Origin of the sequence: Burkholderia sp. AU31652 (assembly GCF_002223155.1) — a bacterium.
GTDB lineage: Bacteria > Pseudomonadota > Gammaproteobacteria > Burkholderiales > Burkholderiaceae > Burkholderia.
In genome coordinates this window covers 1,706,567-1,722,203 of record NZ_NKFG01000005.1, presented here as the reverse complement: position 1 = coordinate 1,722,203, position 15,637 = coordinate 1,706,567, and the positions used below count along the sequence as shown (strand labels likewise).

The following is a 15,637-nucleotide window of genomic DNA, read 5'->3' as shown; positions in this document are numbered from 1 at the left end:
CAAAAGAGTCAATGGTCACAATAGGTATCGATTCACGGGGCGAGGCTGCGGAGCACCAGGCTCGACAACTGCGCGGGCGCGGCATCGGTCGTGTCGAGGTTGTATTGCAGCAGCAGCGGATTCAGGTATGGCCGCATCACGAGGTAGATCGCCGTCGCGGTTTCGTCCAGCGGCGTCTTGCGCTCGAACTCGCCGCTTTGCCGGCCCGCCTGCAGCACCTCCTGCAGCAGTTGCTGCACGCGCGCCTCATAGGCCTGCACCGACTGCCAGTTGCCGGTGGCGGCCGACGCGGCGATGTCGTACAGCTTGCGGTCGCGGAAGAACAGCCGCAGGCTCGCTTCGGTAAAGACCTTGAACATGCGCCGCAGCTTTTCGGTGGGTCGTTCCGCTTCGGCGACGGCGGTGCGCACGTCGGTTTCGATTTCATGCAGGCAGTTCGCACAGATCATCTCGCCGATCGCCTGTTTCGACTCGAAGAACTTGTAGATATAGGCCTTCGAGAAACCGATGGCCTTCGCGAGGTCGGACACGGTCGTCTTTTCATAGCCGTACCGGCTGAAGTGCTCGGTGGCGGCCGCCACGATCTGGTCCCGCACGTCGTGATCGGCCGGGCCGCGCGCGGGAGCCGGGGAAGCGGTGTTTTCTTTCATGGGTTGCGGCTGGCAAGGATGGACAACGAGTGACTATTTGGTATTATAGTCACCATCTGATCTTGGCTAAAACCGTCATGCTACCGAAACCCATCGTTGCCGCGGTGCTTGCCGCGCTCCTGTCGACGGGATGCGCCGTCGGTCCCGACTACGTGCGGCCGGACATCGCCATGCCGCAGCGCTTCCAGGGCCAGCGCGCCGTGGAGCAGCGGCACGCGGTGGCCGAAGCGGAACTCGCGACGTGGTGGACGGGCTTCGGCGATCCGCAGTTGACCCGGTTCGTCACGCTTGCGCTCGCGCAGAACCTCGATCTCGCGCAGGCCGCGGCACGCGTCACGCAAGCGCGTGCCGGGCTCGGTGCGGCCAATGCAGCGCTGTTGCCTTCGGGCACTGTGACCGGTCAAGCCGCGCGCGTCTACCAGTCGGTCGAAACGCCGTTGGGGCGCGTGCTGAACTCGACGCCCGGTTTCGACCGTCACGGCAACGACTACGAGGCCGATTTCACCGCGAGCTGGGAACTGGATGTGTTCGGCGGGTTGCGCCGCGGGCGGGAGGCGGCGCTCGCCGACTATCAGGCCTCCGAGGCGGCGGCGGTCGCCACGCGCCTTGCCGTGGCCGCGCAGACGGCGGACATCTACATCACGATTCGCGGGTTGCAGGGCCGGCTGAAGGTCGCGCGGCATCAGGTGCAGACCGAACAGGATCTGTTGTCGACCATCAATCTGCTGTATGGAAAGGGGCTCGCGGCGGAGCTTCAGGTCAGGCAGGCCGAAGGTGCGCTCGCTCAGGTCCGCGCGACGGTGCCGGTACTCGAAGCGGCGCTGGACACGGCGATGAATGCGCTCGACGTGATGCTCGGCTCGCAACCCGGTACGTATCGCGCGGAATTGCTCGACGGCGGCGAGGTGCCGGTCGCACCGCGGATCGCGGCGACGGGAACGCCCGGCGAACTCCTCAGGCGGCGGCCCGACCTGATCGTCGCCGAGCGGCGCCTCGCGGCGTCGAACGCGCGCATCGGCGTGGCCATTGCCGAGTATTACCCGAAGTTCTCGCTGAGCGGGCTGATCGGCAGCGCGACGACGATGGGCGCGGGCAACCTGTTTGCCGGCGGCGCGAACCAGGCTGCCGGCGTGCTCGGCCTGCGCTGGCGTTTGTTCGACTTCGGGCGCATCAATGCGCAGATCGCGCAGGCCAAAGGGCAGGATGCCGAAATGCTGGCTGCGTATCGGCTCGCGGCGCTGCACGCCACCGAGGACGTCGAGAACGCGTTCTCCGCGCTCGTCAGGCGCGACGAGCAGGCGGCGGTTCTCGCCGACGGCGTGGATTCGCTCGGCCGCGCACGGGCTGCGTCGTTCGCTGCGTACCAGAAGGGCGTCGTCAGCCTGATCGAGGTGTTGCAGGCGGACGAAAGCCTGCTGCGCGCATCGGACGAGCGCGTGCAGGCGAAAACCGAAGCGGCTCGGGCGTCGGTGGCTGCGTTCAAGGCGCTCGGTGGTGGATGGCAAGGGGCGGCGTCCGAAGCCGTTGCGAGTCGATAGCGCGGTTGTACGTGCCGATGGCTTGCCACGTCCTGAATGACCTTGAATCGGTCCAGCTCGCGCATCGTCATCGTGATCCGCTCCGTTGCAGCCATCGCAGCCTCCGGCGCCGGACACCCGGCGGCCGAACAGCTTACGCGGCCCGAAAGCGGACATTTCAATCTAGCCGCTACAACCAAATGTCATACCCGGATTCAGATGTCGTAGCGCCAGCTAAATACAGATGTCGCATGTTTCATCGGCCTTTCCGTCCTTCAGCGTTGAAGCGCCGAGCCTGAAGCAGCAGGGCGCTTACGCTCACCCGCGGGCCTTGGCAGACCGCCGCTCAGTTTCTGCTTTTGACGCAACTTCCAGAATCGCGGCTTCCATGTCAGTCACCGTGAACCGGCGAGGTTTCTTCGTGCCGGGTTGCGCTTCATTTGCCCGCACCGGCAGCCCCCGATGCGTTCGCGACGGCGCAGTGCCGATCCGCCGGCTGTCGCGCTGCGCCTGAAACGCTTGTGCCACCTGCAACGCATGGCTCAGGCGCTTGTGATCCACGATCGCGCCTTGATCCACCTCGGCCAGCCGATCGTAGGATTGTGCCGACAGTAGCTGGCCAGCCGCCCGAAGCTCGATGCGTCCGTCCGGGTACTCCCACACCTCGATGTCACGATGTATCCACGCCCGATTCCCCGGCGTATCGTCCAGCAGATAGAGCACCCGGTCGTACTGCACCGTCAGCGCCTTCGTGACCCGGCGTGTCTCGCGCCAGGTCAGCAGCAGATCCAGATCCTCGTCGGACCGCAGCGGTCGATGCGCATCAAAGCCGCTCTTCGGTGGCTTCGCGAAGCGCTCGTTATACATGGCCATGAAGGAGGGCGCGTAAGCGTTCGCGTCGGCCACCGTGCTGATGCCGCGCAGTCTCAACTCCTTGAGGAACCGATCCTGCAGCGTCAAGTGCGCTCGCTCGACACGTCCCTTGGCCGAGCTGCTGTTCGCGCAGAACGTGTCAATGTTCAGCTCGTACATCGCCCGACCGAAGTGCGTCACGCTTTGGCCTGTCTTGCTGGCGCTCGTATTGCGGAACACGCTGTACTTGTCGCTGTAAAACGCCACCGGCTTGCCATGGCGCTCCAGATACGCTCGCGTGGCCTCGAAGTAGCTGAACGTCGACTCGGTCTGCGTGAAGTGCAGCATCATCAGCCGGCTCGTCGCGTCGTCCACGTACACCAGCAGCGTGCAGGCCGGCGCCCGTTCCTCGAACCACCGATGATCGCAACCATCGATCTGGATCAGTTCACCCAGACACGCCCGGCGCGCTCGCGGCTGGTAGACCTTCGGCGGACGCTGCCGGCGCGGAATCCAGAGCCCGGCATCCGTCATCAGCTTCCTGACCGTTTCCTTGGCCAGCCGAATGCCATGGCATTCCCACAGCTTCTCGCAGGCCAACGTCGGCCCGAAATCGGCGTAACGCTCTCGAATAGTGGTCAAGGCGCGTAACGCTAGTCCTTCGTCGAGCTTGCGGTTGCCTGGCCGGCCACGACGGCCCGAAGCAACGCCGCTAGATCCATGCTCTCGATATCGGATGACCAGCCTTTCCACCTGTCGCACGCTCAGTCCCAGCCGTTCGGCCGCACGTCCGGGCTTCAGGCCCGTGTCCACCACGGCCTGGATTACCTTGAGTCGATCAAGCTCTCGCATCGTCAGTGTCACCAATCCGGCTGGCTGCATGGTCGGCTCCGCGCTCGCTCAACGAGCCGTCCAGCATGCCAGCAGTCAAAAACACGACATCTGTAAATAGCCAGAACACGACATTAGGATATGGCTGCTACAACCAGGCATGTCGATAATTCACGTTATGTCAAATATTGTGTCGACACGGACGGTCACTTCCAAGGCTTGTTGCTCACGTCCGAACGTGGACAGTCGCCACAGCGGTCTGGTCGCGGCGACCTCCTTTCCTGTAGGCCACCTAGGCGGAACTGTCTTTCCGATACAGGGCGCGATACTCCTGCAGGACCTGAAAATCCTCGTCATCCTCGCTCAACCGGAAGTCGTCCAGGAGTGTGCCGCGCTCATCCCAGCTTTTCTCCCACAGGGTGATCCCATATTCGTATTCGCCGTCCTCGGCAAGCTGGCCATTCTTGTGCCATTCACGTGCACGTCCATGGAGTACGCCCTTGAAGAACGTCGCTTCTCGCATCGGCCGTCCCGGTTCGTACCACTCTTTCGTCGTCCCCCACTGCAAGCCCTGGCGGATTTCCGTTTCCGATTTTTCCCATCCATCTCTGAGCGTATAAGAAACGCCGGAAAAAGGCTCGCCATCGAGATAATAGAGACCATCTCCGGGATACTCGAGTTGACTGGAAAGAATGCGTTGCATCAGAAAGTACCTCTTAGTCGGTTAGAGCAATAATGCCGTCAGTAATTGGCTTGCAGTTGTCGCATCGAGGCATAGGCTCGCCAGCGTCTGCCTTGTCCATTTCCGTGCGAACATTATAGACAGCCAACTCATTCAGTTGGGCACCAGGCCGTGCCTCCAACGCCTGGTTGGCCGCCTGCACTTCGGAGTGCGAACCCGGGATGCCTTTGTTTCGCGTCCACCCAGGATTGTTCGGATATGGGGAAGGGCTTTTTTCCTCGTTGGCGATCGCGACTTTCTCGGTCTGCTCCTTGAGCGGTGAACGCAACCCGCGCGGGCGCTTCCCGGTGTTCTGTCCATAGTAGATGGCGCCCGTTGTCAAATCCTTCACAACAGAAAGACACGGCCCCATCGTCGTGTCACCGGTCTTCAAGACAGTCCCGTCGTCAAGAGTGACCGTTCGATCACCTCGAGCATTGGCATCTTTCATCTTCTGCCAGGCGGCTTGTGCGAGCGCCCCAAGCTCTTGCCGAAGTTCGTCAAGGTCGTGCTCGCCGTGCGCGGGCGCGTCGTGTGCTTTCTCGGTCTCCGAACCCTTTTTCTTGTTGTCTGCGACTTCTTCGCCGAGGCTGGATCCGCAACCACTTTCCGCCAACCCCAGAACGTCCACCCGGACAACCGGATTTGCCGTATACGCATATAAATTGATGCCACCGGCCTGACCGGCGGGATCCGACTGCAGATAGCGCCCGAGTGTCGGGCTGTACGACCGAAACCGATTGGAATGTATGCCGGTTTCGACATCATGGTAGTGACCCGGAAAGCGGAGATCGTAGTCGATCAAGCTTTCGCTCGATACGGAAATGGCGCCGTATGGATCGATATCGTCGGGTTTCCAGACGACACCACGCTCCTGGTTCGTGATCAGGTCGGGCAGTCCAACCTGATTGTGTTGCAGAAAATATGCGATTCCGCTACCCGGCTCAGCATCCGCTGATTCGTAGTCGATGAGCATGAACGGGACATAGGCCGTTTCGCTTGGGTATACGTAAAGTCGCAGGCGCCCGTCGGGCCTTCTCTCGGCTACAAGGCGGTCATCGTCCCAAAAGAAGTCAGTGCGCTGTTCACCGATGGACTTGTAGATGCGGCGACACAGTCCGTCATATTCTGCGGTCCAGGAATTTTGTTGATCGCTCCAATCGACCGCTACCAGCAAGTCCATGCTGTCATAGCGGTAGACAGTACGACGGTCATCGCCGGTAATGTTTTCGGCAAGATGATTTCGGTCGGTATAGCGAAATATGCTCGTCGCCGCTGCCGAGAGTCGGTTGCCCTCGGTATAGCGCATCCACGCACATGTCGGCGATGACAGAAGATTCCCCCCCGCGTCATACTGGAAGCGCCGCGTGGGAAATCCGTCGCGAGTTTCGCCAATCAAGCGGTGCGCGGCATCGTATTGATACTCGGTTGTGCCCGTTGCGCTATCGGTTGCGCTCCGCAGTTCCCCCGTTGCACTGTATGCATACGTCACACAATGAACGGACTCAGGTTGATCGGAGACCCACCTGGTTCGTCCGATACACCAACCGTTCGCGTCGAAGGTATAGAGGATATTTGTGCCGTTGCCCAGGCATAGCAGGACCTGTCCATCGCGTGAACGCACAAGACGGTGGCTACCGCCCACTGGCGTATGAATGAGTATTTCGCCATGACCGACAGATTCATAACGAACGGTATATCGATCAAGATAGGTGGTACTGGCTAGCGATTTTTTGACGTAACCGTGTTCGACACCCAAGCCATCGCGTTTATCCGAAGTGCGCCGGCCCTGTGAGTCATAGGTTAATTTGACGTCGAACCTGTTCGTCGAGGCCTTGGTAATATTCGCGCGCGAATCGTACTGGTAGAAATGTGTGGCACCACTCGATAGCACTCGCTTGCTGTGCAGGCCATTGTCGCCAATCTCAAAATGGAGCAGTAGATTGCCGGATCCATCCCGCTTTTCGATCAATCGATCGCCGGTGTCATATTTATAGGTTTCGCGCAATACACCGTGCCGCGTTACGCTTTGAATTCGACCTTTGAAATCGTAGCGGTAGGCGCTCTCATTGCCATTCGCGTCGACTATCGCAGCGACCTCCTCCTTGGCTGTATACCTGTACCTGACTGCATTGCCCGCCGGTCCTGTCTCGCTTTCACGCAAGTTCCAGGACGTGACGTTGTAACGATATTCGCGCCCGTCTCTGTCTCGCAGTCGCACGAGATTCCCCGCAGCATCGTATTGAAGGCGCTCTGTATGTCCGTACATGTCAGTGCGGCTGACGATGTGCCCGGCTGGATCGCACTGCTCGGTCGGCGATGATGTAACACGTGCGACTGGAAAAACCGTTGTTGAAAAGCTGTCGATCTCCAGTGGCAGGAGTAATCGATCTGCCATTTCGGATGGTCGAACCCAGCCATACAACAGTCCCATCGGTGTGGCGGGAACCCGATGCGTCAGGGGATTTGGCAAGGCTGGCACTTCTTCCCTCGTAGGCCAACTGTTTCCCCAGCGATCCAGCCGCCCGGTGTTTGCTCCGCGCTGGTCGTAAAGCCAGCGCATCGTGCGTCCACCGGAATCAATCTCGCACAGAATTCGACCGTCGCCACCGGTTACGCGCTCGGTCGTTCCGCCATACGGGTCGATGATCCGTGTCACCGTACGCGATCGGTCGTACAGGAAAGACCACTTGCCTCCGTCGGCACGCGTCACTACGGTGCGGCCCGGTTGGTACTCGAGCGCGACATGCCACAATCCGTCCTGTCCCCTGCTTTCGATACATCGGCTCTCGTCGTCGTACTTGTAGTGGAACGAGTAACCGTTCGCATCCGTCTCTCGGGTCATTCTTCCGCGGGTGTCATAGCCGTAAGACATTTCCGCGCCGAGCGGATCGGTCGCTACCTCCAGGCATCCGTATGCGTTGTAATGATAGTGAGCAATGCACTGCCTCTTCCCCTGCGGCGGTGTGACGTAAATCGCCGAGACATGACCGGAATCGTTGTAGTGAATTTCAATCGTCCGTCGATGGTGGCCGCGTCCGGCTTCCTGGATGATGTGTATCAGTGAGCCGCTTTCGTCATACACAAGCCTGAATCCGAATTCCGGTTTGACATGATTCACGAGCCGGGCAACATGAACGTCTTTATCCGTGAGCTCGAAAGTCATTTTTCCGAGCCGCGTATGACGGATCACGAAGCGGCGTTCATCGCACTGCTCCAGTTCATAACCGGCAACGCATCCTTCATAACGACCGGCGCCGTTCCGAGGAAATGGATGCTCCCGGTTGCGCGCATCGACATAAATGGCGCGCGTTCGCAGAAGACGCAACTCGTGTTGGAAAACGTGTCGAAAACCAAAGCCAATCGGACTGTCTTGTTTGTGCCAGCCGCTGCAGTAGTAGCGCTCCCACTTGAATGCAGGCGCCTCTCGCGTTTTGTAATCGATGAATTCGTTTTCCGCCGTACCCCTGACAACATCGACGGGATGTCCGTCGGTGCACGGGCTGACTTCTTTCTGTCTGTTCGCAACCCGTGCCTTGACCTTCTTCCCGATCCCGTGCTTCGCCCCGTGCCACATCATCTGCGAGTCCGGCAGCGGAAATCCGCCGATCAGTACCGTCGGATCCCCAGCGAGCAGCGTCCCCATACTTGGCTCGATACCGGGATCCTTGCCCATCAGGTTGCTGAGCGCCATGAACGCGAGATCGGCCGCAGTTTGTGCGGCCATCATCGCTGCTGCTGCGATTTCTCCTTGCGATGCGTCATCGGCAGCAGTCGCTACCCCGGACGCTGGCCCGACCGCGGCGTTACCAACCGACCATGCCTTCCCTGCCCGTCCCAACGTCTTCGCCCTGCTGGTCACTTGGGCAGCCTCGCTCGCCACCTCCTCGCCTTTCTCCGCAGCGCTCGCCGCTTCACCACCCGAGTGCCCGACATGCCCCATCGGATTGCAGTGGCGCGTCATGTCGATTCCCATGCGCGCAGCACGCATTCCGCCGATGAACGTGTTGCTCGATCCAGTCTGAATATCGAAGAAAGGCGTTATCCCGCCACACGTGGGCGCAATACCGATATCCAGCACGCGTGCCGCAGGAATCCCCCCAATCAGCACGCTCAAACATCCACTGCCTATGGTTGCCCCGACGCTCGGCAACGGAAAGCCGCTGCTCGGCGGATGACTATGCGCATGCGGTGTCCCGAGATGCGGAACACCGATGGTGGCCGCAGGCATCCCTGGCATCTTGTCGAGCAGCGGGATCTGCGCGATGCCGGTGTTGAGCAACTGCGACGGCATGCCTTGCAGCGATGCAAGCGAATTCACGGCCTCGCTGACATGGTGAAGCGTTCCGCCTTCTGACGAAAACGTCTCCTTGAATGGATCGAACGTCGACTTGACCGTGCCGAGCAGCGAATCGCAGGCGGTGTCGGTCTTCGACTCCGATTGCGTTGCATGACTCTCGGACGACTCCGATGCACGCGTCAAGCGGTTTTCGGATTCAATCATTGCTATGTACAGTTAACGTCGAGAACACGGCGATAACGACAGCCCGAGGCGAAATTGATGCGGAGTGTGAGCGGCTCAACTGAACTCCGTATCCAAATCGACGGCACCCAATGGCAGTCATCGCCGCTTCGTGGCTTTTCCGGACTTTGCTCCTCGTGCAGGCATGCCGGGCGGTGAGACAGGGTGCGCCGTGCCGATCCGTTTTTTGTCACCTTTTGGTTTATTTACGTCAATATATCCAACTATAGTTAATTTGGAAGGCGGAGGAGCTTTTGCCGTAAATTTCCTGACATCGCGTCCGTCATTTTGATTGCTCGACGTATTTTTTTCAATTTCCATGTCCGGTCCGTTTAGAGCAGAGAGAACCTGGGATTTTATTTCCGGCTCTCCCCAGCTTTCTGGGAACATATCTTTGATAGCTGTTTCTCTTCCCGGATATGTAATTTCTGCCTTATATGGTTGACCTGGCACCGGAATCTCGTCTTTTGCTGGCTTCACTTTCGCGCGCGAATGCTTGTCCGTGAAGGACTGGACGTGGTGTCCTCCGTGAAGCTTTCCGTTATTGTCATACTCCCCAGAAAAAATGTGTTCCCAATCAACACAGCCTTCGGTGTATTCCGGCTCCTGGGGTTCGGGGGAATTTTTCCCTACTGCCGCCTCTTGTTTTGGCCCGGTTGGATCATGCTTGTTTTTTTTCTTTCCATTACCTTGTCCGGGGCCGCTATATCTGGCATGCAACCCCATTATGTCGACCAGGGTGAGTGGATTTTTGGGGTATGCGTAGACGTTAATTGCTCCGGCCTGCCCCATGGGATCAGATTGAAGATATTGCCCGAGTGCCGGGCTATACGATCGGAACCGGTTGTAATGCAAGCCGGTTTCCTGATCCATCCAATGCCCCGGCCAACGTAGGTCATACTCTATGGAGTTACCGTCGGCGACATGAATCGTTCCATAAGGATCGATGCTCTTCGCGCTCCAGACTGTCTTGCGATTGTCATTCTCGATCCACTCTGGCAATCCCACTTGATTGCTAAAAACAAAGTATGGTTGTCCGATTTCGGGAGGAGCGCCAGCACCAGGGTAGTCGACGAACATAAATGGCAACATTGCAGTTTCGTTCACGTACACGTAGATCCGGAATTGCCCGTTTGCTGCTATTTCTGCAGCGAGCCTGTCTCCATCCCAGTAGTATTCGGTACGATTTTTGCCAAATTCTTTCACTACTCTCCGACACAAGCCATCGTACGCAGCACTCCAAACTTCAGTCCTGTCACTCCATGTCACACTCACCAGCAGATCCATGCTGTTGTAATGATATTTCACGCTGCGATCCTCGCATGTTTCCTCGGCAAGATGATTGCGCTCGTTGTACCGGTATGTTCCGGCTGCGGATATCGCAAGTTGGTTACCCTCGTCATAGCGAATCCACTTGTGACGCTCTGTACAAAGAGGATTCCCTGCTGCGTCATAGGAGAAATGCCTGACAGGCCAGCCGTTCAAGGATTCGGCAATAAGCCGGTGGGCATTGTCATACCGATATTGAGTTTCGCCTTTTACCGTATCACATATCCATCGCAATTCACCGGTGCCACTGTATTTGTATCGCGTGCTGAAGATTGGGTTCGTTTTTTCCTGCCTCCACGTGATGCGCCCGATACATCGTTCTTCCGCATCGTATCCATACAGAATCCGCGTGCCATTTCCGAGTTCGAACAGGACCGTTCGATTCTTTGCGCGTTGAAAGCGATGGACGCTACCATCGGGTGTGTGGATCAAGATCGCACGATCCGCGTCGTCCTTGTACCGTACGACATAGCGCCCCAAGTACGTCGTACTTATAAGTCGTCCGTCCACGTGAACGTGTTCGACTCCCAAGCCGTTGCGTTTATCTGATATACGGCGTCCTCCTTCGTCCCACAACAGCTTGACATCGAATCTGTTGGTTGATGCACTTGTGAAATTGCCGCGTAAGTCGTGTTCGTAGATGTGTGTATCCCCGTCTGCGAGATGGCACCTGCTGTACAGGCCATTCTCCCCCACTTCGAAACGCAACAATATTTCGCCGCCGCCATTTCTCTTTTCAATCAATCGGTCGCCGACGTCGTACGTGTAGGTTTCGCGAATTAGACCATGCCGCGTAACACTCGTAATTCGATTCTTTAAATCGTATGTGTAGGTACTTCGGTTGCCATTTGCATCAATGATTGAAGAAATCTCGAGTTTCGGATTATGCGTGTAGGATACCGTGTTACCAAGTGGGTCAAGTTCGCTTTTCCGCAGTCCCCACGAATAGATCCCATATCGATAATCGCGTCCGTCTGCATCGCGTTCGCGAACGACGTTTCCATCAGCATCATGTTCAATGTATTCCAGTTGGCCACTGTCCGTTGATCTGACGACGACTCGTCCGGCGGCGTCACATTGCGTAAGCGACTGGGACATATCGCAAGAGAACATCTGACCGGAAATGTGTGTGACGTCAGGCGGCAGAAGCAGCATTTCGACCATGTTTTCAAGATCGACGTTGCCATGCTGCTGTTCGAGGTGCGTTTCGGGAATGCTTCGAATTAGCGGGTTTGGCAGAATCGGCGCCTCGTCTTTGATCGGCCACCGATTCCCCCATCGATCCAGCCGACCGGTATTACGCCCTCGCTCGTCGTAAAGCCAATACAAGGGGCGATCACCGGAATCGATCTCCCCCATGATGCGTCCATCTGCGTCGAGCATATACGCGGTTGCGCCGCCATACGGATCGACAACCCGGATAATCGTTCCGACGTCGTTGTAAACAATTGTCCACCGTCCGCCATCCCCTTCGATGACAATCGTCCGGCCCGGGTGGTACTGAAACTGAACGTGCCACATCCCGTCCTGTCCGAAGCCTTCCAAGCAGCGGCCTTGGCTGTCGTAGCGGTAGAAAAATGAATAGCCGTTGGCATCGGTGAGCACCACTGCTCTACGCTGTATATCGTACTCATAGGTCGATACAGCATTCAGCGCATTGTGGTAACTAATCAGGCAACCGTACGCATCGTATGCATATCCGCAAATCCGGGCATTGACTCCATTCCGGTCCGTCAGCACGACTGTCACCATTCGTCCATGGTGGTCGTACTGAAACCCGGCTGTCCGGCAGACGTGGCCGGACCTGTCCGACTGAACAATCTTCCAGAGGTACTTGTCGGCACGCCAGTGCAGTTTGCTATGTACACCATCACGCATGTAGCTGATGCAGCGTGCGGTCCGGTCAGCTTCGCCGGTCAGGTCGAAGCTTGCACTACCTTCGACATCGTGCGATACGATGACCCGCCGATTGTCGAACTGCTTGAGTTCATATCCTTGAGCGTAGCCGTCGTAACTTCCATCTGCGTGCCTGCTGAAGGTATATTCAGTTCCCTGCGGATCGGTGTAAATGGCTCGCGTGCGCAGCAACCGTAGTTCATGCTGCCATGCATGTCGGAATCCATATCCCAGCGGACCATCGCGGTCGCGCCGACTGCTGTTGTAATGACGCCCCCATATGAACGGAGCGACCTCATCGGTCTTGTAATCGATGAAATCGTTCCGGACGTCTCCCGTTACCGGATTAATTGGTTCGCCTCGAAACTCGCACTTCAACTCTTGTGGCAGTTTCTGTAATTTCGGTTCGACGTTTTTCCCGATCCCGTGCTTTGCCGCATGCCACATCATCTGCGAGTCCGGCAGCGGAAACCCGCCGATCAGTACCGTCGGATCCCCAGCGAGCAGCGCCCCCATACTCGGCTCGATACCGGGATCCTTGCCCATCAGGTTGCTGAGCGCCATGAACGCGAGATCGGCCGCTGTCTGCGCGGCCATCATCGCGGCTGCCGCAATCTCCCCTTGCGACGCGTCATCGGCAGCAGTCGCCGCCCCCGACGCTGGCCCGACCGCCGCGTTCCCGACCGACCATGCCTTCCCTGCCCGCCCCAGCAACTTCGCCCGACCAGACACCTGGGCCGCCTCGCTCGCCACCTCCTCGCCTTTCTCCGCAGCGCTCGCCGCTTCGCCACCCGAGTGCCCGACATGCCCCATCGGATTGCAATGCCGAGTCATGTCGATTCCCATGCGAGCAGCACGCATCCCGCCGATGAAGGTATTGCTCGATCCAGTCTGAATATCGAAGAAAGGCGTTATCCCGCCGCACGTCGGCGCGATACCGATATCCAGCACGCGTGCCGCAGGAATCCCCCCAATCAGCACGCTCAAACATCCGCTACCGATCGTCGCCCCGACGCTCGGCAACGGAAAACCGCTGCTTGGCGGATGACTATGCGCATGCGGCGTACCGAGATGCGGAACACCGATGGTGGCCGCCGGCATCCCCGGCATCTTGTCGAGCAGCGGGATCTGCGCAATGCCGGTGTTGAGTAACTGCGACGGCATGCCCTGCAACGACGCGAGCGAGTTCACGGCTTCGCTGACGTGGTGAAGCGTGCCGCCTTCCGACGAGAAGGTCTCCTTGAACGGATCGAACGTCGACTTGACCGTACCGAGCAGCGAATCGCACGCGGTGTCGGCCTTCGACTCGGATTGCGATGCATGGCTCTCCGCAGGCGCCGATGCGCGCGTCAGCCGGGTTTCAAAGTCACTCATTGGCGCGCCCGTTCGTACCCGGCCATCGCATCGTGTACCGTCGGCGCGACCACTCCACGGAGGCGAGTCATGTAAAGCGGATCCTTCTCCAGCTCATACGCCCTCGCCTCGGTTTTCAGGCCGGCGTTCCCGTAGAGCGAAACGAGTCGATCGAGGAGGGAAATGCGCTGTCGTTCGCAGCCGAACTTTTCGCACAATCCCTTCGCGGCAATCCAGCTTTTCGCGGCTTCCGCCGCCTGGCCACATGCCAGCAGCGCGACACCGCCTTTCTCCATCGCCTCGATCTTCGTATGCACGAGCATCAGCCTGCCGGCGGCACCGCTCGCGAGATCAAAATAAGTCGCCGCCTTCGCATGCTCGCCGAGCGTGTTGCAACAGCTACCCGTGGCCATCAGCGCATTCAGCACGACCAGCAGGTTCCGACCATCGAGCGCAGCCGGCAGCGCGCGCATGTACCAGTCCTTCGCATCGCGCGGCGACCCGTGGCGCAACGCTACATCGCCGAGGCCGTGCAATGCCACTGCGCAGCCTGTCGCATCCTTGCGCTCGGCGTGGAAGGAAAAGAGCGCGTAGTACTTGCGCTGCGCTTCGGGCAATCGGCCCTGCGCAAGATCGATCCCTGCGATTTGCAGCAGGGCCCCCATGCGCTGCTCGATCGGATGCACCGCGTCGTTCGCGATGTCGACCAGATGACGGGTCGCTTTTTCGGACGAGAAATCTACCGGCAAGATCAGCACGTGCTCGGCCTTCTTCTCGCGAGCGAGCGGAATCAGGCACGGATGCTTCCGGTCGTCGCGGATGCAGAACCGATGCCCTTCCATCCACTCTTCAAAGCCGTTCAGCGCCAGGCATTGCAGCACCAGCTTTGCAAAGCCGCCGAAATCGCCCATCGGTGACGGCAACCATGCCCATACGACCTTGGTGCCTTCCGGCATCAGCGTGTGAACATGCGTGACGGCATCGCGCAGCCGTGCCGCCGGCGCACGCCTCGGGTCGGTGCAGGTCAGCGGCAACGGTGGCCAGCTTGTTTCGCCACGTTCAATGCGTGCGCTGCTTGCGTCGTCGATCTGACGTGCAAGTGCTTCCATGCACGTCTGCAGATACGCGTCGGCAGAGTCGCAAGGAAACGGAAAATTCAGGAAAACGGCATCGCCGAGTCGTTCGTCGAGCGACTGCATCATCTTGAGAACCGGCACGAGGTCGTTGTCGGTTGCCTCGATCAACAGCGTGGGATCATCGGGCTGATCGATGAACGCTTCGAGCGACGATTCGATGGCGGAGAATTCACGATGCATGACGTCAGGCCGCCTTCTCAGTTCAGGCGAACGTAACGGCTGCGCACGACGGTGTCCGCTTCGGTCCGGATATCGACACCGCCTCGCCCGCCCTCCAGTTCGAGGGTCTGCGCGCTCAGCCGCAGCTTGCCGGCGACTTCGATATTCACGTTCCGGTTCAGCAGCGTCACGACCGGCCCATCCGGAGAAGCACGCACCTGCAGCAGCGGACAGCCAGATGCATCCGCGATCTGCACGCACTTGTCGGTTTCAAGCGAAAGTGCCATCGCGGGTTCGACCGCTGGTTCGACCGGCTCACCGTGCCCTTTGCGCGTGAGAAGACCGGCGATCAGGTACTCGGGCCAGTTCGCAGGAGATTGCAGCAGCACGCGATCGCCGATGTGGGGCTTGATGCCGTCCACGCATTCGAGCCAGCGTTCGCACGTGGTGTCGTCCTGCAAAACCCACTTCACACGAATGAGCCCCATCGCGTCGGGATGATGCGTATCGGTCACTTCGCCGATCATCGTCGACGATTCGCGACGTTCGTCGGGCGGTGTACGCTCCGGCGTCGCATCGTTGGCGAACAACCGGCGCAACGCCTCGACTGTTTCGGCTTCGAGGGCTTCGTCGACCATCACCTGATCCGATTCGTTGTCCATCGAATGTCT

8 protein-coding genes are annotated in these 15,637 nt (G+C 59.0%); 1 reads left to right on the top strand and 7 read right to left on the bottom strand.

What is annotated here, in order from left to right; translation table 11 throughout:
- Positions 1-32 precede the first annotated feature (32 nt).
- A complete protein-coding gene (locus tag CFB40_RS25235) occupies positions 33-650 on the bottom strand; it encodes a TetR/AcrR family transcriptional regulator (RefSeq protein WP_089432706.1) in 618 nt (205 codons plus the stop codon).
- Between the two features lie 77 nt (positions 651-727).
- Here CFB40_RS25235 and CFB40_RS25230 point away from each other — a divergent pair, with 77 nt between their 5' ends.
- The gene (locus CFB40_RS25230) at positions 728-2,188 is read left to right on the top strand and encodes an efflux transporter outer membrane subunit (RefSeq protein ID WP_089432705.1); all 1,461 of its coding nucleotides are present in this window, start codon (positions 728-730) and stop codon (positions 2,186-2,188) included.
- A gap of 297 nt (positions 2,189-2,485) precedes the next feature.
- Here CFB40_RS25230 and CFB40_RS25225 read toward each other — a convergent pair whose 3' ends face one another.
- The 6 genes from CFB40_RS25225 to CFB40_RS25200 all read right to left on the bottom strand — a co-directional run bounded on the left by CFB40_RS25225 (position 2,486) and on the right by CFB40_RS25200 (position 15,628).
- Positions 2,486-3,901 carry an ISNCY family transposase gene (locus tag CFB40_RS25225; RefSeq protein WP_089434293.1) on the bottom strand — a complete coding sequence of 472 codons (1,416 nt, stop codon included), beginning with the start codon at positions 3,899-3,901 and terminating at the stop codon, positions 2,486-2,488.
- 241 nt (positions 3,902-4,142) lie between these two features.
- A complete protein-coding gene (locus CFB40_RS25220; RefSeq protein ID WP_089427467.1) occupies positions 4,143-4,553 on the bottom strand; it encodes a toxin-antitoxin system YwqK family antitoxin in 411 nt (136 codons plus the stop codon).
- A 13-nt stretch (positions 4,554-4,566) separates the two neighbouring features.
- Positions 4,567-9,075 carry an RHS repeat-associated core domain-containing protein gene (locus CFB40_RS25215; protein ID WP_089432704.1) on the bottom strand — a complete coding sequence of 1,503 codons (4,509 nt, stop codon included), beginning with the start codon at positions 9,073-9,075 and terminating at the stop codon, positions 4,567-4,569.
- A 117-nt stretch (positions 9,076-9,192) separates the two neighbouring features.
- Positions 9,193-13,692 carry an RHS repeat-associated core domain-containing protein gene (locus CFB40_RS25210; protein WP_089432703.1) on the bottom strand — a complete coding sequence of 1,500 codons (4,500 nt, stop codon included), beginning with the start codon at positions 13,690-13,692 and terminating at the stop codon, positions 9,193-9,195.
- The gene (locus CFB40_RS25205) at positions 13,689-14,987 is read right to left on the bottom strand and encodes a tetratricopeptide repeat protein (protein ID WP_089432702.1); all 1,299 of its coding nucleotides are present in this window, start codon (positions 14,985-14,987) and stop codon (positions 13,689-13,691) included. Before CFB40_RS25205 ends, CFB40_RS25210 begins: the two co-directional genes overlap by 4 nt.
- A gap of 17 nt (positions 14,988-15,004) precedes the next feature.
- Positions 15,005-15,628: a hypothetical protein gene (locus CFB40_RS25200; protein ID WP_089432701.1), complete on the bottom strand. Its 624-nt coding sequence runs from the start codon at positions 15,626-15,628 to the stop codon at positions 15,005-15,007.
- Between the last annotated feature and the right edge of the window lie 9 nt (positions 15,629-15,637).